This is a genomic window from Beijerinckia sp. L45 (assembly GCF_009765775.1).
GTDB lineage: Bacteria > Pseudomonadota > Alphaproteobacteria > Rhizobiales > Beijerinckiaceae > RH-AL1.
Genome location: NZ_LMUU01000216.1, coordinates 89531 through 114498 on the forward strand (window position 1 = coordinate 89531; position 24968 = coordinate 114498).

Sequence of the window (24968 nt, forward strand, 5' to 3'; positions counted from 1 at the left end):
ATGTCCCGCGCCGAGAACGATCCCCTGACGAGTGTCAGAAACCGCATAGGGCTGCGCACCTGGATCGAGCGGTTCGCGCCGGCGCGCGGCGGCCCACAGGGCAAGGGCATTGCGCTGCTGCTGATCGACATCGATCATTTCAAGCTGCTCAACGATACCGACGGCCACGCCGCAGGCGATCGCGTTCTCGTGCTCCTCGCCGGCGTCGCGACCCGGCAGGTTCGTGAGCGCGACATCGTCATGCGCCACGGCGGCGACGAATTTATCGTGGTTCTCGCCAATACGCCGAACGACGAGGCCGTGCGCATCGCGGAGCGGATCCGCCGCGCCTTCGCCGACGGTCTCAACCGCCTCGACGATATCATCAGCCGGCCGACTTTGAGCATCGGTGTCGCCGTGGGCGATCTCGCGTCGGAGGCCTTCGAGCCGATCCTGAGAAAGGCCGACGCCGCCTTGTACCGCTCCAAGCGCCTGGGCCGCGATCGTGTCGGGACCTTGGCGGATGAAACGGTGCTGGAGATCGAGAGCGGACTTGGTCGTGTGACCACGCCGGAGCTCGCGGCGCCGGAATTGCCCGCGATCGCCCAGGTCGCCGCCGACGACAACAGTATTGCTTTCGATATCCGTTGACGCACCAAGCTGTCCTTTGCATACTGCTCGAATATTTGAGCGGAGTGCTCCAATGATTTTCATAAATACAGCTTTCTCGGCAACGGGTCGGTTCACGCGACTGTCGTATTGGAAGAATACCCTGGGTCTCGGATGTCTGTATTTGATATTCTTCGGTATTTTCTATGTCCTCATGGCGCAGGGCAAAGATGGCAGCGAAACCCTTACAGCCCTGCAAGTTTTCATCATCGCCGTCATGATCGTCGGCTCGATCCTGTACCTCTGGATCAACACCTGCATTGCCATCAAACGCCTGCATGACAGGAACAAATCGGGATGGTGGTTTCTGCTAGCGTTCGTGCCGTATGTCGGCGGCCTGTGGCTGCTGATCGAGTGCGGCATGTTGCGTGGGACGGCCGGGCCCAATCGCTTCGGTCCGGATCCGCTCGGACGGCAGGCTTCGACGCCGTCCATGCTCGCGGCGTCCTAAAGCGTCTTCAGCACGCGACGAGGCTTGGCCCGCGGGTCGACCGGGAGCAATCCGCGGCCCGGCGCATCACCCGTAGACCACCGACCGCACCGCGCGGAGATCGTCCACGAACCGCGCATATTCGCGCGCCTTGGCGTCGGCGTCCGGCAGCCGCAACAGGTAGGACGGGTGCACGGTCAGGAATACCGGCGCGCCGTCCGGCATCGTCATCGGCGTGCCGCGCTCGGCGTTGACGCGCACGGCACGACCCAGCAGTCCCTGCCCGGCCGAGGCGCCAAGCGCGACGATCAGCTTCGGCTTCAAAAAAGATCGTTCGAGGTCCAACCACCAGCGGCAGGCCTGGATCTCGCCCGTGTCCGGCTTCTTGTGCAGCCGAAATTTGCCGCGCGGCTCGTATTTGAAATGCTTCACCGCATTGGTGACGTAGACCCGTGATCGGTCGACCCCGGCTTCGCCCAGCGCGCGATTGAACATCTCGCCCGCTGGTCCGACAAAGGGATGACCGGCAAGATCCTCCTTGTCGCCGGGTTGTTCGCCGACGAACATGATCTCGGCATCCTCGGGCCCCTCGCCGAAGACGACTTGCGTCGCCGGGCCATAGAGATCGCAGCGCCTGCAGGATTTTGCCGCCGCGCGGGCCTCTTGAAGTGTCTCCGGTTTCGTCATCGGCTCGACGACGGCGTCGGGCGTTTGCTTGGCGACGGCCGCTGCCAGCTTCGATCGTTTCGTCGGTTCGGCCAAAATCATGTCCTCCATGCGCGAGCCGGCATCACGGATCAGCCCTTCGATCATCCGGGCTTCCGGCAGGTTCTTCCAATATTTTTTGGGCATTTCCTTCTGCATCGCGTCGATCTTCAGCCGCGCCGGGTTGAAGATCGAAGCGTAGTAGGTCCGCCAATGCTCTTCGAGCCTGTCCTCGTCGGGCACATCCGCCTTGGCGGCGCCGGGGCCGAAGCGCAGGGTTTCCTTGTCCCAGAACGCCGAGCCGTCGGGCGTCAGGATCGACCAGCGCATGCCGGTGAAGCGGCGCATGAAGAACGGCCCCGTCGCCTCGACGATGTAATGATCCGGTTCGAACCAGGCGATGAACGCCGCCTCGCCGTCGGGCGCCTCGATCTCCTTGAAGCGCACGAAGGCGTGCATTTTGTGGATGTCGCGATGAATGCTTTTCGTCATCGTGTGGGCGAGATGCACGTCGGGATCGCTGGCGTCGGCAAGCAGATGCGGTTCGCTTCGGAGACGCCACAGCAGGCGATACATCAGCGGAAAGCGCGCGGGATCGCGATGCAGAATCAACTCCTTCGCCAGATCGACGAAGGCGCGGGAGACGGTGAAGGCGGGCTGGTCGACGGCCGGCAGCGGCGCATCGGCGATCTCGTCCGTTGCGAAAAGATCATCCGCCGCTTCGTCGCCAACGCGCCAGACGATCTGGTCGGGCAGCACGGCGGCGAGGACCGCAGAGCGCGCCGCTGTACGCCAGCCGTCGAAGTCGAGTTGATGGGCGAGGGTGACGCGTTTCATCGAATTGTTCCCCGGGCGCACCACATGAACGCCGCGCGAAACATCACCATTTTTGCGTCACGATGCGTCACTGCGTCACGATCTCAACCTGCCGGCTTCACCGATCCGGGGCCGCATAACGCGGCACAAGCAATTTGGTGCGGTAGTGAGCCTGCGGCGAAACTGCGCAAACGCACATAAACACCGACGACCGGCTGATATCCTGGGACGCGCGAAGCGCGGACCCGGGATCCATGAACCAGCGTCCCGGCCGCTGAGATCACGGCGACGCAGCATGTCCTGCGCCGCATTTTATACATCGCGGGCTCTCGCCTTCGGCGAGCCCAGGATAACCTCCGATGGCGCGTAGAGCCCACCTTATGCGACAATCGCGAGATCGAGCGGAAAGCAGCAACCGATATTGATCGCTTACAAAAGACCAAATAGGTTTCGTTTCGACGCGCTACGAACGGCTTAAAAGATGCGCGCTCGGATCGGAGTGTCATGCAGCCTCGCCTGTGCCGCTTCCTCCGAACCCTCGTCGCCGCAGCCGGTTTCGCCGCCGCCCTCACCCTAGGCCCTGCAAACGCCGCGCAGATCCCCGACCGCATGAAACCCATGCAGGTCCATATCGTCCGCGACGCCGGGCCCGGCTGCGCGCCGAACTGCCTGGAGTGGATTGCCGCCGACGGCAAGATCACGCCCGAAAGCCGCATCGGGTTCGAGCGTGTTTTTCGGTCGCTCGGCTCGCGACGCCTGCCGGTCTTCATCGATTCGATCGGCGGCTCGGTGTCGGACGCCATGGCCATCGGGCGAATGATCCGGGCACGACATCTCGACGTCGCCGTCACCCAGACGCTGCCGGATATCTGCGCGGGCGCATCATGCTCCGCGCACCCCGAGCCCGATACAGGCAGAGCCCAGGTGATCGGATCCATCTGCGCCTCCGCCTGCCCGTTGATCCTCGCAGCCGGCAGCAAACGGGTCGCCGCTCTCGGCACCCATGTCGGCGTGCATCAGATCATCAACAACGGCACCCGAATCTGGAAACAGAAGATCTTTCGCGACCTCACCCGGACCGTCGGCGGCGTGAAGATCCTGATCGATCGGACCGTCGTCGCCGAGCGCCTGGTGAAGACGGAGCATTTCACCGCCGCGCCGTCGAAAGCCGTCTATGATCGCGTCGGATCGTATCTGGCCGCGATGGGCGTCAAGCCCGCGATCATGTCGCTGATGCTCGCGACGCCGCCGTCGGCCATGCTTTGGATGAGCCGCGATGAAATGCAGACTACCGCGCTCGTCACCGACGAAGGCGACGGCAACGCCCTTGCGGATGTGAAGCCTGTTGCGCCGCGGCGCGACGTCGCGCATCTCGCCACGAGCGCCCCGGAAGAGGCCCTATTCGTCGATCCGGCGGGCGATGCCCCCAAGCAGAAGATCACGCAAGGGCGCGTGACCTGGACGCTGGATCGCCAGCCCGGCGCGACAGACGACACGCTCGTGCTCGGCGCCCACATCGAGATCCCACAGGCACAGACCAGCCTCGATCTTCGCATCGCGCCAGACCCTGGCTCGGACGGCGCCCTGCGCATCGAGATGACCTTCTGGACGCCTAATCACAGCTTGCGGAAGATCATGCGCGTGTCGCCGCTGCAGGCCCGCTCGGAAACGCCGCTGCAGGTGACGCCTCTGGACGGCACGGTCTCTTCGAGCATGGCGGGCGCCTTCACGATGGCGCTCGCACGCGACACCGCGGGAACGCCTGCGACGACACTGCTCATGAGCCGCCGATGGCTCGTCGTGCCCATCCTCACCGAGGCGCTGCAAATCGTCGACGTGCGCGTCGAGCACGGGATATCCGCGACGCCATTGATGGCGCGGGCGATCGCGTCGTGGACGCACAAGCCGAAAATAGCGACGGCACCGGTCGGCACAGTGGCGAAAGGCGATGGAGCGAAGCCGTAGCCGGCGGGGCGGCATTGCCCACAGCGGCGATTGTTGCACCGGACGCGCCAACCGCTTCCAAACGGTAGGGCGCTAGACGGTGTGATCGTCGTCTTCAAACGGCTCTGGACCGATCGCTGACGCCGATCAGTCTGCGCTACGCAAACGCCGCAGAAGAGAAACGTCTTTGACCAAGACGTCCATCAGCAAGCATGTTGTGCAATCATTCATCTCGGTCGGGGGAAACCTGGCGGCCAGAACGCCTTGCTCTCGATCTGTTCCAGCGAGAATGGCGGCTCCTCGGGAAAGTGCTCGAGGTCAATCTGTGTTTCGAAGGCCGCATCCGACCGGGCAGAGACGTACGCTTTCGCAAATAGCTCGGACCGTTTTGGCCTCATACCCGGGTTTTCGTCCAGAAGATCTATAACGTTCCCACGCTCGCGGTTGATCGTATTCTCCCTGCTAGGCGTAGCCTTCTCCGGCTGCTTCATCAGCTTCAGGAGGTGCATCGCGATCAGCTTGTAGGATGATCGTAGCGCCGAGATTTGAGACCTGCCCAGGGACTCGATCTCCTCCGCCAAATTTGCGACGTCGACAAGGTCGAGCCGCCCTTCCTTCAACAAGGCAGCCTGCCGCTCCGTCCAGGTTACGAAGTCTTGCTCGTAAAGCGTGTCTGGATCTTTGGCATCTAAAGTGTCCATCGCCGCTCCTCTTCGTGGGCGTGCTTTGGTACCATGTATGCGCTCGGTCCGGATCTCTATGAGACGACCCGTCATCTGCAGATCCGCGCGCTCCCGGTGTTTTCGCGATGCGATCTCAATCCGGCTCGCCGCCAAGGACGAGGCTGTCGGCAACCCGTGGGGGGGCCCACGCTGTCTCCATAATGAAGCGGGCGCCGCGAGGCTCAGCCTACCCAAACAGCTCCAGCTGCCGCACCGGCGCCACCGTCGCCTTCAGCCCTGCACTTTCCGTCAGCCCGCCGGGATGCCAGTCGGCGCAGGTGATGAACGGCATGACCTTCTTTACGGAATGACAAAGCCGCGCCAGATCCTCGAGCCGCAGGCTGCGCCAGCGTCGCGACCCCAGGATCTTGCCGATCGCTTTGGCGCCGAGGCCGGGCACGCGGAGCAGACGCTCGCGGTCCGCCGTGTTGACGTCGACCGGATACCATTGCCGGTTCTGCAGCGCCCAGGCGGTTTTTGGGTCGACATGCAGATCGAGCATGCCGCCCTCGTGCACCCCGACGATTTCCTCGACGCCAAATCCATAGAACCGCAGCAGCCAGTCGGCCTGATACAGCCGATGCTCGCGCATCAACGGCGGCTTGATCAGCGGCAGGATCTTGCTCGAATCCGGGATCGGGCTGAACGCGGAATAATACACGCGGGTGAGCTTGTAGCTGGAATACATGGTCGAACTCGCGCGCAGAATGCTGGTGTCGTCGGCGGCATCGGCACCGATGATCATCTGCGTGCTCTGCCCCGCCGGCGCGAAACGCGGCGCCTTACGGTTCTCCTTGCGCTCGGCCTTGGCGTCCTCGATGCGGATCCGCATCCCGCCCATGGCCTGACGAATGCGCCCGGCATCTTTCTCCGGCGCCAGCCGCTTCAAGCTTTCCTCCTGCGGGAGCTCGACGTTGATCGACAGACGGTCGGCGTAGCGGCCGGCCTCCAGCAGCAGCGCCGGATCGGCATCGGGAATGGTCTTGAGGTGGATATAGCCGGAGAATTTTTGCTCCAGCCGCAGTTTTCGCGCGACGGCGACGACCTGTTCCATCGTGTAATCCGGCGATTGGATGATGCCGGAGGAGAGAAACAGCCCCTCGATATAATTGCGCTTGTAGAAGCCCATGGTGAGGTCGACCACCTCGTCCACCGTGAAGCGCGCCCGCGGGACGTTGCTCGACACCCGGTTGACACAATAGTGGCAGTCGAACCGGCAGTAGTTCGTCAGCAGAATTTTCAGCAGCGAGATGCAGCGCCCGTCCGGCGCATAGGCGTGGCAGATCCCCATGCCCTCGGTCGAGCCGATGCCTTTGGTCTTCAGCGACGACTTCTTGTCCGTGCCGCTCGACGCGCAGGAGGCATCGTATTTGGCGGCATCGGCGAGGACGGCGAGCTTTTGGAGCGTGGTCTGCATGAAGGATCCGGGTGAACCGTTCCTTATTTGTTCGAGCGGCCGGAGAAGGCAAGGGGCCGTCTCGCCTTTCGCCTGAGACAAAAAGCTGCTGCACCCCATTGCGCCTATGCGCCATTGACGTATATTCCGGCGATGGTCGATCGCTTGCGAACCGTAGCGGAGCTTCCTCAATTCGTGAGGGACGTCGCTGCTGCAGGCGTATCCGAAGGTGAAGTCAAGGCGATCATCGACTCGATCGCCGCCGACCCGTTTCAAGGCGACGAGGTGCGGGGGTCGGGCGGCGTTCGCAAGATACGCTTCGCCGGGCGTGGTAAGGGGAAAAGCGGCGGGTATCGCGTCATGGCCGCTTACATTGGCGAGGATGCACCGGTGTATCTGCTCGCTCTCTTAAGCAAAGGCGAGCGTGGCACGTTCACCGTCTCGGAAATCGAGGCCATTCAGAAGGCCATAACCCTGCTCAAGGAGACATGGCGGACACGAAGGACGACACGATGAAGGCAAAACCGTTCGATCGGATCATGGCCGGACTTCAGGAAGCGCTCGCGCACGCCGGTGGTGGCGATGTCTCCGGCATCCGCATTCACGTGCCGGTCATGGTCGATGTCGCGGCGATCCGTCGGCGCACCGGTCTGTCGCAGACAGCTTTCGCCGGGCGCATCGGCGTGGCCGTTTCGACGCTCCGGAATTGGGAGCAAGGGCGCCGCACGCCGGACGGCCCCGCGCGGGTTTTGCTTGCGATGCTGGACCGCAACCCCCGCGTCGTGGAAGAGACACTGGGCGAAGCCGCCTGACGATGCTTTGAGGCCTGCCCAATGACCGATCCCGACACCGGCGCCCCACCGGATTCGAAGCTCACGCGCAGCAAGCTGCGCTGGGCGCAGGAGCACAAATTTCTCACCGGCCGCGAAGGTCGGCCCGAGTCCGAGCGCCTGCCGCCCGGGCAGCATCTGGTGCGCGACTGGCCGGTACTCGACCTCGGCGTCCAGCCCAACATTTTGAAAGAGCGCTGGACGCTCGACGTCACGGGCGCGGTCGATACGTCGATTCATTGGGATTGGGCGACGTTTCAGGCGCAGCCGCAGAGTAGCTTCGTCTCAGACATGCACTGCGTGACGACGTGGTCGCGGTACGACAACCGCTGGGACGGCGTCGCCACGCGCACCCTGCTGGACGTCGTGCAGCCCCGCGCGGACGCCCATTTCGTGGTGCTGCACGCGGACGACGGCTACACGACCAACCTGCCGCTCGCCGACTTCGCCGCGGCCGATGCCCTGCTGGTCCATGGCTGGGAGGGCAAGCCGCTGACCCGGGAGCACGGCGGCCCGGTGCGCCTGATCGTGCCGCATCTCTATCTCTGGAAAAGCGCCAAGTGGCTGCGCGCCATCGAGTTCAAGACGGCCGACGAGCCCGGCTTCTGGGAGACGCGCGGCTACCATGATCGCGGCGACCCGTGGACGGAGCAGCGCTATTCCGATGACTGAGGCGCGAGCACAGCGGTTGGGGGCTGCGCTTTTGATTCTGACATCATGTACCGTGCCGGTAAGCCAGCCCCTTGCCCAGACCTATGGCTCAGGCTTGAACCTAGGCTGCTATATCAATCGACCCGGTGAGAAGGAACGTTCCGCAGCTTGGCGGGACGGCTGGGTCACCGGATTTGTAGAGATATGTTTTGAAGCGACCGGATGGCTGAAACTAACAACCGTTGGCTTAGATCGATGGTCCGAAGCTCGGCATTGGTCAACGTCCGGACCGAACAAGGTGATGCTCGATCAGGACGCCTGCTTGGTGACCACGAAGAAGAATGGCGACCTTCTCCTAGCGGCTTGTCCGGAGGCGGGATTGTGGGAAATCGAATGTTCGAAGATGCGGCTTGTATCGACCTGTGCGCCTGGATTCTAAACCATGGACGTTGAAATAGAGAAGCACGCCGACGCCCTCGCCGTCTGCCAAAGCCTGCTGCGCTGCCCCTCCGTCACACCCGCCGACGCCGGCGCGCTCGACACGTTGCAGCGCCTGCTGGACGGCGCCGGCTTCGCCACCCACCGCGTGCACTTCGCCGAGCCCGGCACGCCGGACATCGACAATCTCTATGCCCGCATCGGCACCGGCGCGCCGTACCTGCTGTTCGCCGGCCATACCGACGTCGTGCCGCCGGGCGCGGTATCGGCGTGGCGGCACGACCCGTTCGGGGGCGAGGTCGCCGACGGCATGGTGTGGGGGCGCGGCGCGGCGGACATGAAGGGCGGCATCGCCGCCTTTGCCGCCGCGGCGCTCGATTACATCGCCAAAAATGGTGCGCCGAAAGGCTCGATCGGCTTTCTCATCACCGGCGACGAGGAGGGCCCGGCGATCAACGGCACGACCAAGCTGCTCGACTGGGCGCATGACAAAGGCGAGCGCTTCGATCATTGCATCGTCGGCGAACCGACGAGCCGCGCGAGCCTGGGCGACATGATCAAGATCGGCCGCCGCGGCTCCCTCAACGGACGCCTCACCGTGCACGGTCGCCAGGGCCACGTCGCCTATCCCCACAAGGCCGACAACCCGATCCCCGCCCTGCTCACGATCCTGCAGGCGCTGCTGGCACCGGCGCTTGATGCCGGCACCGCGCATTTCGACCCGACCAACTTGGAAGTCACCAGCATCGATGTCGGCAATGCGGCGACCAACATCATCCCCGCAGGGGCCGTGGCGGCGTTCAACATCCGTTTCAACGACACGTGGAGCGCGGAAACCTTGGCGGCCGAACTCAGCCGCCGTGCGGCGGCCGTCGCCGGCGAAGTTCGCTACACGCTGGCGTTTCTGCCGTGCAACGCCCCGTCGTTCCTGACGCCGACCTCGCCCTTCACCGACCTCGCGGCCGATGCCATCGCGGCCGAAACCGGGCACAGGCCCGAACTCTCCACCTCCGGCGGTACATCGGACGCGCGCTTCATCCGAAAATTCTGCCCGGTGATCGAACTGGGCCTCGTCGGCGACACGATGCACATGGTCGACGAGCGCGTGCCTGTCGCAGATCTGGAGCAGCTGACAGCGGTGTATGGGCGGATTTTGGCGGCGTATTTCGGGTGACGCCGCGTGCTCCTTCTCCCACTTGTGGGAGAAGGAGGCCCTTGCGTCAGCAAGGGTCGGATGAGGGCGACGACGTGAAGACCAGTGACAAGACCGCGGGCCGTCTGCACCGCCCTCATCCGTCGCCGCTTCGCGTCGACACCTTCTCCCGCAGGCGGGAGAAGGCGAGATCACGCCGCCTTCTGCGCCTGCCCCACGGACTCCCGCAGGCCCGCGACGATCTCGAACGACCGCCGTCGCGCCGCCTGGTCGAAAATCTGCGCGGTGATCATCAATTCATCCGCGCCGGTCTCGGCCAGAAGAGACTCCAGCCCCGTCTTCACCGTCTCCGGCGATCCGACGATGGCATAGCGCAGCGCGTGGTCGACGCCGGCGCGCTGGCCGGGCGGCGCGATCGTGTCGAGGTCGGCGACGGGCGGCTGCAGCAGCCCCGGATTGCCACGGCGCAGCGCGATAAACGCCTGCTGCAGCGAGGTGAACAGATACTGCGCCTCGGCGTCGGTCTCCGCGGCGACGATGGTCACGCCGACCATCGCATAAGGCTTGGTGAGCTGGTCCGACGGCTTGAAGGTGGTGCGATAGAGCCGCAGCGCCTCGTGCAGCGAGTCCGGCGCGAAATGCGCGGCGAAGGCGAAGGGCAGGCCGAGCATCGCGGCGAGCTGCGCCGAAAACGTGCTGGAACCGAGCAGCCAGAGCGGCACCTTCAGCCCCGCGCCCGGCACAGCCATGATTCCCTGATTCGGCACGGGATCAGCGAAGAAGAACTCGAGCTCCTGAACGTCCTGCGGAAAGCGATCCGCCGTGTCCGGCCCGCGGCGCAGAGCGCGCAGCGTGTTCTGGTCGCCGCCGGGTGCCCGGCCTAGGCCGAGATCGATGCGGCCGGGATACAGGGTTTCCAGCGTGCCGAACTGTTCGGCGATCTGCAGCGGCGCATGGTTCGGCAGCATGATGCCGCCGGAGCCGACGCGGATCGTCTTCGTCTGCCCGGCGACGTGGCCGATCAGGACGGACGTCGCCGCGCTGGCGATGCCGACCATGTTGTGGTGCTCGGCGAGCCAGAAGCGCTTGTAACCCAGCGCCTCGGCGTGCTGCGCCAAGGCGACGGTGTGCTGCATCGCGTCGCGCGGCGTTTCCCCGGCGAGGACGGGCGAGAGATCGAGGACGGAAAAGGGGATCGGGTGCGTGGACATGGATGTCACGTGGGGATGGCCCCGGCGTTTGGCTATGGTTTGGGTCTGACGATTTTGTGCGGCGCACCGCGCGCCGCGACGTCAGCCAGGCGTGTCCTCATAATCCACGCCCACCAGATAGAGACCCGCGGCCGGCGCCACGGTTCCACAAAACTTGCGGTCTCGCGCGTCGAGCGCGGCGCGCAAATCCTGCGGCGTCCAGCGGCCGGAGCCGACCTGTTCGAGCGAGCCGACCATCGAGCGGACCTGGCGATGGAGGAACGAGCGCGCGGCGACACGCACCAGAATCGTCTCGCCCTCGCGCGAAACGTCGAGCTGCTCCAGGGTTCGAATCGGGCTGTCCGCCTGGCACTCGCTGTCGCGGAACGTCGAAAAATCGTGGGTGCCGAGCAGCAGCTGCGCGCCGGCCTGCATCGCGCCCGCGTCGAGCTTGCGCTTGATCAGCCACTCGCGGTCGGCTTCGAGCGTCAGCGGCGCGCGGCGGTTGCGCAGCTTGTAAACATAGTGCCGGCGCACCGCGGAAAACCGGGCATCGAACGTGTCGTCCACCGCCTCGACCAGGATAATCGCGACGGCGTGCGGCCGCATATGGGCGTTGAGCCCATCGCGCAGCACGTCGCAACGCCAGACGCGCGAAAGATCGGCATGGGCCACCTGCGCCGTCGCGTGAACGCCGGCATCGGTGCGCCCGGCGCCGCGGATCACGACAATCTCGCCGGACATGGCGAACAGCGCGCGCTCGATCACCTCCTGCACCGCCAGCCCATTGGCCTGGCGCTGCCAGCCGACGAAGCGCGTACCGTCGTATTCGAGCGTGAGTTTGTAGCGCGGCATCAGGTTTTTGCCCGGCGACGCCGCGCGTTCCCTTCCCCCTTGCGGGGAAGGGCGAGGGATGGAAGTCGCGATGTTCGTAGCGAAATCGGATGAACATGCCGACCCCCACTCCCGACCTCTCTCCGCAAGGGGGAGAGGGGCAGATCCTTGATCAGCATCGCAGCACAGTACCCGCCTCGAGCGGCGTCCCGCGCAAAAAGGCAGACGCCTCCATCGGCGCCTTGCCGGCGCGCTGGATCTGCAGCAGTTGCACGGCCCCCGTGCCACAAGCCACCGTCAAGACATCGTCGAGCAGCGTCCCGGGCTCACCCGACCCGTCACCAAGCCGGGCGCGCAAAACTTTGACGCGCTCCGGCCCCTTGCCGAAATCCGCTTCGAAAAAGGCGCCGGGGAACGGCGCCAGGCCGCGGATTTTATTGTGGACTTCGGCGGCCGGCGCGGACCAGTCGAGCCGCGCCTCCGCCTTGTCGATCTTTTGCGCATAGACGACGCCCGCCTCGGCCTGCGGCGTGAACACCAAGGTGCCGGCCTCGGCCATCGCCACTGCCTGCACCATTAGCCGCGCGCCCAGCGCGGCAAGCTGGTCGTGCATGGCACCGGCGGTCGCGTCCGGCGGGATCGGAACCGTCTCGCTTAAAGCCACCGGCCCGGTGTCGAGGCCCTCGTCCATCCGCATGATCGCCGCTGCCGTCTCCATGTCGCCGGCCATGATCGGCCGCTGGATCGGCGCCGCGCCGCGCCAGCGCGGCAGCAGCGAGGGATGCAGGTTGAGGCAGCCCTGCGGAACCGCACCAAGGATCGACGGCGGCAGAAGCATGCCGTAGCCGACGACGATGCCCATCGTTGCCCCGGTGCCGGCGAAAACGGCTTCCGCCTCCGGTCCGCGCAACGTTTTCGGCGTGACCACCGGAAGGCCCTGGCTTTCGGCAAAGACCTGGATCGGCGAAGGCGTCAGGTCGAGGCCGCGGCGTCCTGCGGGTTTGGGCGCGCGCGTGTAGACGGCGGCGATGTCGTGGCCGGCTTCCACCAGGGCGGCGAGCGTCGGCACCGCGAAGGCCGGCGTGCCCATGAAGATCAGGCGCAAAGGGGTCCCTTAGGCGCGCGAGGCTGGACGCGGGTCCTCGCCATCGCGCTTGGCCGCCTTCTCGAATTTTCGCATCACCCGCGCCCGCTTAAGCCGCGAGATGTGGTCGATGAACAGCACGCCATCGAGGTGATCGATCTCGTGCTGGAGGCAGGTGGCGAGAATCCCTTCCGCCTCGATCTGTTGCGGCGCGCCGTCCCGATCGAGGTAGGCGACCCGGATCACCGCGGGGCGCTCGACCTCTTCGTAATAGTCCGGGATCGACAGGCAGCCTTCCTCGTAGGTCGACAGCTCTTCGGACTGCCACACCAGCTTGGGATTGATGAAGACCATCGGCTCGGACGTCGCCTCCTCGTCCCGGCGCTTGGCCACGTCGAGCACGACCACCCGCTTCAGCACGCCGATCTGCGGCGCGGCGAGGCCGATGCCTGGCGCGTCATACATTGTCTCGAACATATCATCGACGAGGGTGCGGATCTCGGCGTCGACGGCCGGAACGGCAACGGCAACTTGGCGCAGCTTGGAGTCGGGGATGATGAGGATCGGACGGATGGCCATGGGACGCTTCGGGTTGGGACGGGACTGCTACATTCGAGCCCTGCAGATAGGCACAGGCGGCCGCGCGGTCAATTTTTCGCTAGATGCCACTTTTATGACAGATCTCTTACGGAAAAGCCGCGCCTCGGTCGAAAAGCCACTCGACAATCCCCTACCGATCGGTATGGAATTGAACGAATACCCCGGGTGGGTGCTTATCGCGATGTAGGACGGTAACACGAGGCATTTGGACGGTTATGGGTAGGCCCAGAGAATTCTGCACGGAATACGCGCTTTCCAGAGCCCTGGAATTGTTCTGGCGCCGCGGTTTCGAAGGAACGTCTCTGACGGACCTGACGGATGCCATGGGCATCACCCGGCCCAGCCTTTATGCCGCCTACGGCAACAAGGAAGACCTGTTCCGCAAGGCGCTCGATTTGTATGACGAGACGTATCTCGGCTTCACCCGCGAGGCGCTGAACGAGCCGACCGCCCGCGCCGTCGTGGAACGCCTGCTGAAAGGTTACGCCGATACCGCGACCGATGTTGAACATCCGCCGGGATGTCTGGGCACCAACGGGGCGTTGTCCTGCTCGGCCGCTGCCGAACCGGTGCGCCAGGAGATTCTGAAACGTCGGTCCACGTTCGAATTGGCTTTGCGTAAGCGTCTCGAGCAAGCCAGAGCGGACGGGGATCTGCCGGACAATGCGGACCCGGCCGATCTCGGACGCTTTATCATGACCATCACGCAAGGGATGGCCGTCCAGGCGTCGTCTGGTGCAACGCGGCAATCGCTGCAACGTGTTGCTGCAATGGCGCTTGCGGCCTGGCCGCTGCAGGCCTAACCTCCATCTGCTGATATGCCAATACCTTGACTGATCAAGGTCATCGCGATATGTACCGATCGGTACGTAAAGGGACTTGACCTGACGGCCTTAGCCGGTATCATACCGTTCGATCTAGAATAGTTCCGGCATTGCGTTCATCGCGCCGGCCTCCCCGCCTTCGGAGTCATGAGCAATGTCCGGTGATTTTTCCCCGCCGATCGATGCCGACGGCACTGTCGCAAGCGACCGTACCGCCGCCACCGCGCCGCGCAGCAAGCGCCTCGGCCGCGCCACCCTTGGACTTGTCGTCGTCATCGGCGTCGTTCTCGCCGGCCGCAGCTACTTGAACAATCAGCCGGCGCCAGTCGTCGCCGCCGCGCCCCCGCCGCCTGAAGTCACCGTCAGCGCGCCCTTGCGCTACAAAGTGGGAAGCTGGACCAGCTTCACCGGGCAATTTTCGGCCGTCGACCGTGTCGAGCTACGTGCGCAGGTGAGCGGCTACCTCACCGAGATCCACTTTACCGACGGCCAGCTCGTGAAGAAGGGCGACCTGCTCTTCGTCATCGATCCACGGCCTTACGAGATCGCACTGCAGCAGGCGCGGGCCGGCCTGCAGACGGCCGAGGCCGCCCTCGATCTGGCCAACCAGCAGCTGGCCCGCACGACCGAACTGAAGCGGAGCGATTACGCGTCAGGCGAGGCGCTCGACCAGCGCGTGCAACAGCAGAAGGGCGCGCTCGCCACGATCGAGCAGGCCAAGGCCAGCGTCCGATCCGCGGAACTGAACCTCGAATTCACCCGCATTACCGCCCCGCAGTCCGGCCGCATCAGCGCCCACCGCGTGTCGCTGGGCAATCTGATCGGTGGCGGCCAGAGCGGCGGCGCGACGACGCTGCTCACCACCATCGTCTCGCTCGACCCGATCCATCTCGACTTCGACATGAGCGAGACCGATTACCTCGCCTATCAGCGGTATCTTCAGTCGCAGCATGCCGGCAAGGACGTCGACCGCACCATCGAGGCCAGCCTCAGCGACGAGGACACCTGGAAGCATAAGGGTGTGCTCGACTTCGTTGACAACGAACTCGATCGCAGCAGCGGCACCATCCACGCGCGCGCCAGCCTGCCGAACAAGGATCTGCTGATCGCGCCCGGCCAGTTCGCGCGGCTCCGCCTGCCGATGTCGGGCAATACCGACCAGCTCCTGGTTCCCGACCTGGCGGTCAGCTCCGACCAGTCGCGCAAGGTGGTGATGACCGTCGCGCCCGACGGCACCGTGGTGCCGAAACTCGTGGAAGTCGGCATTCTCGACGGCGATCTGCGGGTGATCAAGAGCGGCCTCGGTCCCAACGATCGCGTGATCATCAACGGCCTGATGCGCTCGCGCCCTGGCAGCAAAGTCACGCCGAAGCCAGGCACGATCGCGCCGCCGCCCGCCGAAGGCTGACGCAATCCCGGACGCCTCGGTGAGGCGTCCGTCCCAAGCCCATCAAAATTATATGATCACTCTCATCTTACGGATGATCCCGTCCGGCTGACGAGCGCTCTCAAGGAAACCGCGCGATGCGCCTGTCCCATTTCTTCATCGACCGGCCGATTTTCGCGACCGTCCTAGCGATGTTCATCACGATCATCGGCACCGTCGCCTACTTCACGCTGCCGGTCTCGCAATATCCCGAGATTGCGCCGCCGACGATCCAGATCACGGCTAGCTATCCCGGCGCCTCGGCCGAAGTGATCAGCGAGACGGTGGCGACGCCGCTGGAACAGCAGATCAACGGCGTCGAGAACATGCTCTATTTCTCGAGTCAGGCGACGGGCGACGGCAATCTCGTCACCACCGTCACGTTCCGTCTCGGCACCAATCTCGACGTCGCCCAGGTTCTCACGCAGAACCGCGTGGCCATCGCCCTGCCCCGCCTGCCCGAGCAGGTGCAGCGGCTCGGCGTGACCGTTCAGAAGAATTCGCCGAGCCTGCTGATGGTCATCCATCTGCTGTCGCCGGACGGTTCGCGCGACCAGCTCTACATGTCGAATTACGCGACGCTGCACATCAAGGACATGCTGTCGCGTCTCGAAGGCGTCGGCAATGCCATGGTCTTCGGCGGCCAGGATTACGCGATGCGCATCTGGCTCGATCCGGACAAGGTCGCCGGCCGCAACCTGACCGCCGGCGAAGTCGTCGCCGCCTTGCAGGCGCAGAACGTCCAGGTTTCGGCCGGCGTCCTCAACCAGCCGCCGATGACCATGCCCGGGGCCTTCCAGCTCAACGTGCAGACGCTCGGACGCCTCACCGATCCCAAGCAATTCGAGGACGTGATCGTCAAGACCGATGCCGCTGGCCGCGTTACGCGCGTGCATGACATCGGCCGCGTTGAACTGGGAAGCCAGACCTACGGCGCCAACGGCTACCTCGGCCTGTTTAAGGCCGTACCGATCCTCATCTACCAGCAGCCGGGCACCAACGCGCTCGATACGGCACAGCGTATCCACGATACGATGGAAGGTCTCTCGAAGTCGTTTCCCGCCGGCCTGAAGTTCGACATCGTCTACGACACGACGATCGTCATCGCGCAATCCGTCCACGAGGTTCTGACGACCATTCTCGAGGCCGTCGGGCTGGTCGTGGTCGTGGTCATCGTGTTCCTGCAGACATGGCGCGCCTCGATCATCCCGATCATCGCGATTCCCGTCTCGCTCGTCGGCACCTTCACCATTCTCTCGGCCCTCGGCTTCTCGCTGAACAACCTGTCGCTGTTCGGCCTGGTGCTGGCCGTCGGTATCGTCGTGGATGACGCGATCGTCGTGGTGGAGAACGTCGAGCGCAATCTTCGCGCCGGCATGATGCCGCGCGAAGCCGCGCACCGCACGATGGACGAGGTCGGGGGCGCCCTGATCGCCATCGCCCTGACGCTCTGCGCGGTGTTCATCCCGACCGCGTTCATCTCCGGCATCTCCGGCCAGTTCTTCAAGCAGTTCGCGGTCACCATCTCGGCTTCGACGGTGATCTCCTGCCTGATCTCGCTGACTCTGAGCCCGGCGCTCTGCGCGCTTTTGTTCAAGCCCCATGTCGACCATCATCAAGTGAAGCATTCGCTTCTGGCGCGTCCCGTGGTCGCCTTCTTCGATGCCTTCAACCGCATCTTCGAATGGCTGTCCGACAAATATGGCCAACTCACTGCCCGTCTGCTGCGGATGCTGGCGGCAGTCCTCGTCGTCTACGCCTGCCTGATCGGCCTGACCGGCTACCAGTTCAACCGGGCGCCCACCGGCTTCATTCCGGACCAGGATCTCGGCTATCTCATCACCGTCCTCGCGCTGCCGCCGGGCTCGTCGCTGGCGCGGACGGACGAGGTCGTCCGCAAGGCGACCGAGGCGATCCTCGCGACGCCCGGCGTGAAGAATGCCGTCGCCTTCGCAGGTTTCGACGGCGCGACCTTTACCAACGCCTCGAACGCCGGCGCCATCTTCTCGCCGCTGCTACCCTTCGAGGAGCGCGCGAAGGACGGCCAGAACATCGCCTACATCCTCGGCGAAATGACGAAGCGCCTCTCCGGCATCCAGGACGCCTTCATCATCACCATCCCGCCGCCGCCCGTCGCCGGCATCGGCACGGCGGGCGGCTTCAAGATGATGCTGCAGGACCAGAAGGGCCTTGGCCCCGTGGCGCTCAGCAAGGCCGCCCAGGAATTGGTGGCCGCCGCCAGCAAGGTGCCCGGCATGGCGCAGATGTTCTCGCCGTTCAGCACGGGGACACCCAGCGTCTATGCCGACATCGACCGCGAACGCGCGGAAAAGCTCGGGGTGTCCCCGGACAAGGTGTTCGAGGCGATGCAGGTCTATCTCGGCTCGGCCTACATCAACGACTTCAACTTCCTTGGCCGCACCTACCAGGTGACGGCCCAGGCGGACGGTCGCTTCCGTGCGAACAAGGATGACATCGCGCGGCTGAAGACGCGCAATGCGGCCGGGGCCATGGTGCCGATCGGCTCGGTCGCGCGGCTGCGGGAAACGACGGACCCGTATCGCGTCCCGCGCTACGATCTGTTCCCCGCCGCCGAGGTTCAGGGCGGCGTCGCACCGGGCTATCCATCTAGCTACGGCCTTGCCGTGATGGAACGCCTGGCTGCCGAGCATCTTCCGGATGGCATCGGCTACGAGTGGACCGATCTCGCCTACCAGCAGGAACAGGCGGGCACGAGCACCATCCTGATCTTCGGCGCGGCCGTCCTCTTCGTGTTCCTCGTGCTCGCCGCGCAATACGAGAGCTGGAGCCTGCCGCTGGCGGTGGTTCTGATCGTGCCGATGTGTCTGTTGGCGGCTGTCACCGGTCTGTTGTTCCGAACCCTGAACGTCGACATCCTGGCGCAGATCGGCTTCGTCGTGCTCGTCGGCCTGGCTGCGAAAAACGCCATCCTCATCGTCGAGTTCGCCAAGCAGGCGGAAGAGGACGGCGCCACCACGCGGGAGGCGGCCGTCATGGCGGCGCGGACGCGATTCCGGCCGATCCTGATGACGTCCTTCGCCTTCATCCTCGGCGTCATTCCGCTGGTGACGGCCACGGGTGCCGGTTCGGAAATGCGCCAGTCGCTGGGCACGACGGTGTTCTCTGGCATGCTCGGCGTGACGCTGTTCGGCCTGATCTTCACGCCGAGCTTCTACGTCGTCGTGCAGTCGATCGCGCATTCCCGCCGCAAGATCGGCACGGCGCCGCACGGCGCGTCGATCGAGCCTGCGGAATGAGACCGCAGGGCCCCGGCTTGACCCACCGCGTTCCAGAGGAGTTCATGATGGATCGGAGCATGACCCCCTCGCGCATGAAGGATGCGTCGCGGCAGGCGCCGCAGCACGATGCGATCGTCGTGCGATCCGCGACCGTCCCGGGCGCGACGGGGCATGCCGCCCACGACCCGATGACCCAGCCCCACCTCGTCATCAAGCGCGGTCATCTCGGACGCTATCGCTTTACGCTGTTGACCGATAACGGCCGCGTCAGCGGCGAGGTGAAGGTCGAAAACAGCGGCGTCTCGCGCGCCGAGCAGGATGCCCTGGCGCGCGCCGAGGTTCTGCAACTCGCCGCCACGCTGGTCACCAGCACCGAAGGCCACGGCGGGTATTCCTGAAGCGCTTTCCGCCTTGGTGGAATCACCAAAGCGATAAGAAATCGCTCTCTTCTCAGGAAGTAAGAGCATTTTCTCGACCACGAAAGTCTGCAACTTTTGTGGAAAATGCTCGAACCGCCTCGTCTTTGCGCGCGCAGCGGGGTAATCCAGGGGCCGCCGGATTCGATCATCGGGACCAACTCCCTTGGGTTTGCTTCGCTCCGCTCGGCAAAGACGTCCTAAGGGTGCTGCGCCATAATGCTCGCCACGCTGTCCGCCAGTTCGGCCTGGTGAAACGGCTTGGTCAGGCGCGGGAGGTCCGCCGCGATCCCCTCGGCTTCGGCATAGCCTGAGACGATCAACACCGGCGTTCCCGGCCGACGCGCCCGCACCGCATGGGCCAGTTCGTTGCCGGTCATGCCGGGCATCAGGTGGTCGGTGATCAGCATATCGATGTGCAACCCGCCGTCGATCGCTTTCAGCGCCTCCTCGGCGCAATTCGCCTCGCGGACGGTGATGCCGAGTTCCGCCAGCATTTCCGCCGTACTCATGCGCACGACATCTTCGTCATCGACGAGAAGCGCCGTTCCGGCGGCACGCGGCGACGAGGCCGAATGTGTCGCGTAAGGCATCGTCTGAGGCAGGCTGACGCTCACCGGCAGCCAGAGTTCGGCATTGGTGCCGAGCCCCGGTTTGCTTGCAAGGGTCAGCGCGCCGCCGAGTTGCGACACGAGGCCATGCACCATGGATAGCCCAAGCCCCGTGCCCTGCCCCACGCCCTTGGTCGAGAAGAACGGTTCGATCGCCCGCGACAACGTCACCGCGTCCATGCCGACGCCCGTGTCGGATACGGAGATCCGAACATAGCGCCCCGCCCCCAGCGCGGACCGATGGCCGGCGGCGATCGCTTCGTCCGTGGCGGTGATCCGCAGACGGCCGCCGCCATCCATCGCGTCCCGCGCATTCACACAAATGTTGAGGATCGCCATCTCCAGCTGGTGCGGGTCGGCGACGGCGGCCGGCAGGCTGTCGCCGACCCGCACCGTCACCCGGATCTGCGGCCCTGCGGTGCTCGCGATCAGCCCGGCCATGTTGGTCACGAGGCTCGCGATGTCGACCGCGACCGGCTGAAGCGGCTGCCGCCGCGCGAAGGCCAGCAGGCGCTGGACAAGCGTCCTGGCGCGGTCGGCCGATTGCAGCGCGCCGTCGATCAGCCGCTTCTCCCGATCGCCGCCGAGGCCGGTGCGTTTCAGCATGTCGAGGCCGCCGACGATCGGCGTCAGCAGATTGTTGAAATCATGCGCGACGCCGCCCGTCAGCTTGCCGATCGCCTCGAGCTTTCGCGACCGGCACAGCGCTTCCTCGGCATCGCGGCGCTCCGTGATGTCGACCGCCTCAGGCGCGATCGCGATGACCCTCCCGCCGGCATCGCGTATGGGTCGAAGGGAGAAGTCGTAGAACCGCAGTCCGGCCGGTACCGACAGCGAGACTTCCAGGTTGATGGTCTGGCCCTCGGCAGCCGCCGCAATGCCCGCGCGGATCACGTCCGGCATGCCCGGCGTATCCGCGAACCACGGCGTGTCCCAGAATGGTTTGCCGAGGACGTCGCCGAGCGCGGCCTCGATCGCACCGAGCGCCGTCGCATTGATATCCAGGACGGCCCCATCGGGCGCGAGCAGCCCCTGCAGCTGGTAGCTTGTCTCGAAAAGCGCGCGCAGGAACGTTTCCTTGACCTGCAGTTCCGCCGTCCGCTCCTCGACGCGCTGCTCCAGCGTGGCGTTGATGTTGCGCAATTGCGCCTCGCTTTCGCGCAACGCCACTTCGTTCAATTCGCGTTCCGTCACATCCGTGCCGTGAACGAAGATGCCCGTGACGTGGCCTTGGTCGTCGGTGATGGGCTGGTAGATGAAGTCGAGGAAGCGCTCGACCTTCGGGCCGTCGGACTCAGATTCCACGATATATCGCGAGGCTTTCGAAACGAAGGCCTTGCCGCTGGCGAAGACGCCATCTAGCAGAGCCACGTAGCCCTGTTCGACGGAGGTCGGAAGCGCCTCGAGGACGGTTTTCCCGATGCAGTCGCGATCTCCGACTACCTTGTAGAAGGTCGCGTTGACCAATTCGAAGCGATATTCCGGCCCCCGCAAGATCGCGATGAAGCTTGGGGCCTGATCGAACATCTCCGCCAGCCGTGCGTGTTCGCGTTTTCCGCGCGCGACCGCCGCGACGACCTCGGTCGTCTCGGTGCAGGCGCAGAACAGGCCCACGACCACACCTTCGTCGTCGCGAACGGGCGTGAAGGAAAACGCGAAATGGGCTTCTTGTACCGTTTCGTGGCGGTCGAGCATGAGCGTGATGTCGTGCATGTGCACCGGCTCGCCGGCAAACACGCGATCGCAGAGCGGAGCCAATGTCTCGCGGATCTCGGGCCAGACATCGAGAAACGGTTGCCCTAGCGCCGCAGGATGCTTACGGCCGAGCATCGGCAGGTAGCCGTCGTTGTAAAGCAGCGTCCGGTCCGCGCCCCAGACGACGACCATCGGCTGTTGCGAGGCAAGCATGACGCCGACAAGAGTTTTCAGGCTCCGCGCCCACGCCAGCGGCTCGCCCAAGGGTGAAAGCGCCCAGTCGAACGCGCGGATCGCCTCGCCCATGCGCCCGCCACCCGCCAGGAAGGTGAGCGACGACGGCATATGCCGATTTGCGGCAAAGCTTTCCATGGCAACCAATCCGCTTGATCATCCGAAGTCGAAGAAGCACGCGCCGCAATAAAAGCGCCTCAAGACTACGAACAAACAAAAATGGATGCCGATGCAACAAGATGAATCAATGGCTCCATTCTGCCGTTTTGCTTAGAGCCATTCCAGACATTTGGCCGCCGCGCACCGGAAATGTCGATGTCGGCTCACCCAATCCTTGACAGGTCGGCCGGCGGACCGATGTCACACGCCTGTCATGCATACGCATCTAGGTCGCGCGCGGAGACCGCATCATGTTCGACCATCTCGCGACCGGCTCGACTCCCACGCTGATCATGCTGGGCCTTTGCTTCGTTCTCGTGCTCGCCTTCGAGTTTTCCAACGGCTTTCACGATACCGCCAACGCCGTCGCCACGGTGATCTACACGCATTCGCTGAAGCCGGTGCAGGCGGTGGTCTGGTCGGCGCTCTGCAATTTCTGCGGCGTGCTGCTCGGCGGCATTGCGGTCGCCTATGCGCTGGTCGAGATCCTGCCGCCCGAGGTCTTGTCGCCGCCCAACGGCGGCCAGGCCGTCGGCATGCTCATCGCCCTGTTCGGCACGGCGCTCGGCTGGAACGTGCTGACCTGGCTGTTCGGCATCCCGAACTCGTCGTCGCACGCCCTGATCGGCGCCCTCATCGGCATCGCGCTCGGCAGCTCTGTCCGCAACCGCCACCTTGGCCAGGGCGTCGAGTGGAAGGCCATCATCGACGTGCTCGAGGGCCTTTTATTCTCGCCGTTGCTCGGCTTCGTTCTCGCCTTGCTGCTGTTCCAGATCCTCAAACATCTGTTGCACGACAAGAACCTGTTCGAGCCGCCGAAGGAAAGCCAGCCGCCGGTTTGGTGGATGCGCGGCATCCTCATCCTCACGTGTACCGGCGTCTCCTTCGCCCACGGCACCAACGACGGGCAGAAGAGCATCGGCCTGATCATGCTGACCGTGATCGGCCTGCTGCCGGCGACTTTCGGCCTGAACATCGAGACGCCGGCCGACGCGCTGCATAAGCTCGGTCAGGACATGCAGGTCGCCGGCAGCCTGATCCAACGCTACGGCGACGACCAGAAGACGCTGGGCGTCGAGGCGGCGTCGAGCCTCCAGACGCGCCTGGCGCCGCTGCAGTCGATCGAGGCGGTGGCCCCGCCCGAGCGCATCGCGCTGCGCAACGACGTGTATCGCGTGCTCGCCGAGCTCGAGACCATCGGCAACGACGGCAAAGTGCCCGAGCCCGATCGGGCAAGTGCGAAGGCGCTGCACAAGACCACCGGCACCATCGTCGCCTACGCCCCGTGGTGGGTGCGGATTCTCAGCGCCCTGGCGCTCGGCCTCGGCACGATGATCGGCTACAAGCGCATCGTGAAGACGCTCGGCGAAAAGCTCGGCAAGCAGCATCTGGTGCCGGCCCAGGGCGCGGCGGCCGAACTCGTCGCCGCGGTGCTCATCGGCGGCGCCGGCGTCACCGGCCTGCCGGTCTCGACCACCCATGTCGTGACCTCGGGCATCGCCGGCACGATGGTCGGCTCCGGCGCCGGGCTGGAGCCGAAAATGATCTGGCAGATCGTCTGGGCTTGGCTGCTGACGCTGCCGGTGACGATCGTGATTTCGGGTGGGTTGTTCATGCTGCTGGCGTGAGGCCGGCTATCCCCGGCTTTTCGTTCCGCCTTCGTTCCCATCGCACCGCGAATCGAATAGCATCGCGCGCATGGATACGCCCCTCTTCATCTTCTCCGGCCAGCCGGTCACGCCGCTGCATCTGCTGCTCGCCGCGGCCGGCGCGATGCTGCTGCTCGTCGTCATCCTCATCATCGGCCTCGCCCGCTCGGCGCGGCTGCGGCGCGAGGAGCGGGAGGACGCGGAGGAACGCCAGCAGGACCTCGACGCCAAGATGGCGGCGCTCGCCCGCTCCTCCGCCGAGCTGACCGGCCGGATGCAGACGGTGGCCGAAGTCTTCGGCACGCGGCAGGCCGACCTCGCCCGGCTCGTCTCGGAGCGCCTCGACGCCGTCGGCCATCGCGTCGGCCAGGGCCTCGAGTCCTCATCCAAGACCACGACCGAAAACCTGACCAAGCTCAACGAGCGCCTCGCCGTCATCGACGCCGCGCAGAACCGTCTGACGGATCTGACGCAGGAGGTGATCGGCCTGAAGGACATTCTCGCCAACAAGCAGGCGCGCGGCGCCTTCGGCCAGGGTCGGATGGAGGCGATCATCCGCGATGCGCTGCCGGCCTCGGCCTACGAGTTCCAGCACACGCTGTCGAACCGGATGCGGCCGGACTGCTGCATCCGCCTGCCCGGCGACCACCGGATGATGGTGATCGACGCGAAATTCCCTCTGGAGTCGTTCACCGCGCTGAAGGCCGCGGCGGGCGACGAGACGGCGCTGAAGCTGGCGATGGCGCGGGTGCGCGGCGACATCGGCAAGCACATCAAGGACATTGCCGAACGCTATTTTCTGCCCGGCGAGACGCAGGACATCGCGATGATGTTCGTGCCCTCGGAATCCCTCTACGCCGAGATCAACGAGACCTTCGAGGACGTCGTCGCCAAGGCGCACAAGGCCCGCCTCATCATCGTCTCACCCTCGCTCCTGATGATGGCGGTGCAGGTCATGCAGGCCATCGTCCGCGACGCCCGGGTGCGCGAGCAGGCCCATGCGATCCAGAACGAGGTGCGCCTCCTCATCGGCGACGTCGGCCGCCTCCACGAGCGCATCGGCAAGCTCGGCAACCATTTCCGCCAGGTCGGCGACGACGTGGCGAATTCGCTGGTTTCCGCCGACAAGGTGCTGAAGCGCGGCGAACGGATCGACGCGATGGATTTTACGGAGAGAGAGGCAGCAGTGCTGCCGGCGGCGTTCGGTAAGGCGGCGGAATAGCCGGGGGCGCAATGCTTTAGCTTTTAGCTTA

Annotated in this window: 21 protein-coding genes; 13 read left to right on the forward strand and 8 right to left on the reverse strand. The window is 64.9% G+C overall.

What is annotated here, in order from left to right; genetic code table 11:
- Together GSQ79_RS23250 and GSQ79_RS23255 are read left to right on the forward strand one after the other, a co-directional pair.
- Positions 1 to 630 (forward strand): GGDEF domain-containing protein (locus tag GSQ79_RS23250; RefSeq protein ID WP_158811156.1); only part of this gene is annotated, 630 nt, incomplete at its 5' end.
- A gap of 52 nt (positions 631 to 682) precedes the next feature.
- Positions 683 to 1099 (forward strand): DUF805 domain-containing protein, encoded by a 417-nt coding sequence (locus tag GSQ79_RS23255; protein WP_158811157.1) that lies wholly within the window; start codon positions 683 to 685, stop codon positions 1097 to 1099.
- A gap of 66 nt (positions 1100 to 1165) precedes the next feature.
- Here the strand turns inward: GSQ79_RS23255 and GSQ79_RS23260 are convergent, their stop codons facing one another.
- The gene (locus tag GSQ79_RS23260) at positions 1166 to 2620 is read right to left on the reverse strand and encodes a UdgX family uracil-DNA binding protein (protein WP_158811158.1); all 1455 of its coding nucleotides are present in this window, start codon (positions 2618 to 2620) and stop codon (positions 1166 to 1168) included.
- Between the two features lie 483 nt (positions 2621 to 3103).
- Between GSQ79_RS23260 and GSQ79_RS23265 the strand changes: the two genes are divergently transcribed.
- Positions 3104 to 4564 carry a hypothetical protein gene (locus tag GSQ79_RS23265; RefSeq protein ID WP_158811159.1) on the forward strand — a complete coding sequence of 487 codons (1461 nt, stop codon included), beginning with the start codon at positions 3104 to 3106 and terminating at the stop codon, positions 4562 to 4564.
- A 206-nt stretch (positions 4565 to 4770) separates the two neighbouring features.
- On the opposite strand, the gene GSQ79_RS23270 is transcribed toward GSQ79_RS23265, so the two are convergent.
- Both GSQ79_RS23270 and GSQ79_RS23275 read right to left on the reverse strand, forming a co-directional pair.
- Complete coding sequence (locus GSQ79_RS23270) at positions 4771 to 5244, reverse strand: DUF29 domain-containing protein (protein ID WP_158811160.1); 474 nt, start codon at positions 5242 to 5244, stop codon at positions 4771 to 4773.
- Positions 5245 to 5452: 208 nt separating this feature from the next.
- Entirely contained in the window at positions 5453 to 6682 is a 1230-nt protein-coding gene (locus GSQ79_RS23275) for a putative DNA modification/repair radical SAM protein (RefSeq protein ID WP_158811161.1), read from the reverse strand.
- A gap of 27 nt (positions 6683 to 6709) precedes the next feature.
- On the opposite strand from GSQ79_RS23275, the gene GSQ79_RS23280 reads away from it, so the two are divergent.
- The 4 genes from GSQ79_RS23280 to dapE all read left to right on the forward strand — a co-directional run bounded on the left by GSQ79_RS23280 (position 6710) and on the right by dapE (position 9754).
- On the forward strand, positions 6710 to 7177 hold the full coding sequence (locus GSQ79_RS23280; RefSeq protein WP_158811162.1) for a type II toxin-antitoxin system RelE/ParE family toxin: 468 nt from the start codon (positions 6710 to 6712) through the stop codon (positions 7175 to 7177).
- Complete coding sequence (locus tag GSQ79_RS23285; RefSeq protein WP_158811163.1) at positions 7174 to 7473, forward strand: DNA-binding transcriptional regulator; 300 nt, start codon at positions 7174 to 7176, stop codon at positions 7471 to 7473. The genes GSQ79_RS23280 and GSQ79_RS23285 overlap by 4 nt, the downstream gene beginning before the upstream one ends.
- Positions 7474 to 7494: 21 nt before the next feature.
- The gene (locus GSQ79_RS23290) at positions 7495 to 8163 is read left to right on the forward strand and encodes a sulfite oxidase-like oxidoreductase (protein ID WP_158811164.1); all 669 of its coding nucleotides are present in this window, start codon (positions 7495 to 7497) and stop codon (positions 8161 to 8163) included.
- A gap of 421 nt (positions 8164 to 8584) precedes the next feature.
- On the forward strand, positions 8585 to 9754 hold the full coding sequence (gene dapE / locus GSQ79_RS23295) for a succinyl-diaminopimelate desuccinylase (RefSeq protein WP_158811165.1): 1170 nt from the start codon (positions 8585 to 8587) through the stop codon (positions 9752 to 9754).
- 170 nt (positions 9755 to 9924) lie between these two features.
- Here the strand turns inward: dapE and GSQ79_RS23300 are convergent, their stop codons facing one another.
- The 4 genes from GSQ79_RS23300 to def form a co-directional block, all read right to left on the reverse strand.
- On the reverse strand, positions 9925 to 10944 hold the full coding sequence (locus GSQ79_RS23300; RefSeq protein WP_158811166.1) for an LLM class flavin-dependent oxidoreductase: 1020 nt from the start codon (positions 10942 to 10944) through the stop codon (positions 9925 to 9927).
- A gap of 81 nt (positions 10945 to 11025) precedes the next feature.
- Entirely contained in the window at positions 11026 to 11778 is a 753-nt protein-coding gene (gene truA / locus GSQ79_RS23305; RefSeq protein ID WP_158811167.1) for a tRNA pseudouridine(38-40) synthase TruA, read from the reverse strand.
- A gap of 151 nt (positions 11779 to 11929) precedes the next feature.
- On the reverse strand, positions 11930 to 12847 hold the full coding sequence (gene fmt / locus GSQ79_RS23310; protein WP_158811186.1) for a methionyl-tRNA formyltransferase: 918 nt from the start codon (positions 12845 to 12847) through the stop codon (positions 11930 to 11932).
- 24 nt (positions 12848 to 12871) lie between these two features.
- Positions 12872 to 13420: a peptide deformylase gene (def, locus tag GSQ79_RS23315; RefSeq protein WP_158811168.1), complete on the reverse strand. Its 549-nt coding sequence runs from the start codon at positions 13418 to 13420 to the stop codon at positions 12872 to 12874.
- A gap of 236 nt (positions 13421 to 13656) precedes the next feature.
- On the opposite strand from def, the gene GSQ79_RS23320 reads away from it, so the two are divergent.
- From GSQ79_RS23320 to GSQ79_RS23335, 4 genes are all read left to right on the forward strand, one after another.
- Positions 13657 to 14244, forward strand: a complete 588-nt coding sequence (locus GSQ79_RS23320) for a TetR/AcrR family transcriptional regulator (protein ID WP_158811169.1) — start codon at positions 13657 to 13659, stop codon at positions 14242 to 14244.
- A gap of 175 nt (positions 14245 to 14419) precedes the next feature.
- The gene (locus GSQ79_RS23325; protein ID WP_158811170.1) at positions 14420 to 15673 is read left to right on the forward strand and encodes an efflux RND transporter periplasmic adaptor subunit; all 1254 of its coding nucleotides are present in this window, start codon (positions 14420 to 14422) and stop codon (positions 15671 to 15673) included.
- A 116-nt stretch (positions 15674 to 15789) separates the two neighbouring features.
- Positions 15790 to 18969 (forward strand): efflux RND transporter permease subunit, encoded by a 3180-nt coding sequence (locus GSQ79_RS23330; RefSeq protein ID WP_158811171.1) that lies wholly within the window; start codon positions 15790 to 15792, stop codon positions 18967 to 18969.
- Positions 18970 to 19028: 59 nt separating this feature from the next.
- On the forward strand, positions 19029 to 19349 hold the full coding sequence (locus tag GSQ79_RS23335; RefSeq protein ID WP_158811172.1) for a hypothetical protein: 321 nt from the start codon (positions 19029 to 19031) through the stop codon (positions 19347 to 19349).
- Between the two features lie 218 nt (positions 19350 to 19567).
- Here GSQ79_RS23335 and GSQ79_RS23340 read toward each other — a convergent pair whose 3' ends face one another.
- Positions 19568 to 22045 (reverse strand): PAS domain-containing protein, encoded by a 2478-nt coding sequence (locus tag GSQ79_RS23340; protein WP_158811173.1) that lies wholly within the window; start codon positions 22043 to 22045, stop codon positions 19568 to 19570.
- 272 nt (positions 22046 to 22317) lie between these two features.
- On the opposite strand from GSQ79_RS23340, the gene GSQ79_RS23345 reads away from it, so the two are divergent.
- Both GSQ79_RS23345 and GSQ79_RS23350 read left to right on the forward strand, forming a co-directional pair.
- Positions 22318 to 23694, forward strand: coding sequence for an inorganic phosphate transporter (locus GSQ79_RS23345; RefSeq protein ID WP_158811174.1), 1377 nt, complete (start codon positions 22318 to 22320; stop codon positions 23692 to 23694).
- 70 nt (positions 23695 to 23764) lie between these two features.
- Positions 23765 to 24937, forward strand: a complete 1173-nt coding sequence (locus GSQ79_RS23350) for a DNA recombination protein RmuC (protein WP_158811175.1) — start codon at positions 23765 to 23767, stop codon at positions 24935 to 24937.
- Positions 24938 to 24968 lie beyond the last annotated feature (31 nt).